Below are 237 nucleotides of genomic sequence, written 5' to 3'. Positions count from 1 at the left end.
CACCGGCTACATCAAGCTCGACGCAATGGAGAACCCGTTTTCGCTGCCGCCGACGCTGGCCGCGCATCTCGGCGAGCATCTGGCGGGCGTCGCGCTGAACCGCTATCCGGCGCCGCGTCCGGAAGCGCTCATCGAGAAGATCAAACGCACGATGGGCGTGCCGGCCGGTTGCGACGTGCTGCTCGGCAACGGCTCGGACGAGATCATCAGCATGCTCTCGATTGCCTGCGCGAAGCC

Annotated in this window: 1 pseudogene; it reads left to right on the top strand. The window is 66.2% G+C overall.

Annotated features, from left to right (window positions below):
• Positions 1-237: pseudogene (locus SB822_RS60825) on the top strand (histidinol-phosphate aminotransferase); the annotation flags it as partial.

This window comes from Paraburkholderia sp. SIMBA_054 (assembly GCF_046534875.1).
Taxonomy (GTDB): Bacteria; Pseudomonadota; Gammaproteobacteria; order Burkholderiales; family Burkholderiaceae; genus Paraburkholderia; species Paraburkholderia hospita.
This window is presented reverse-complemented; position numbering and strand designations above follow the sequence as displayed.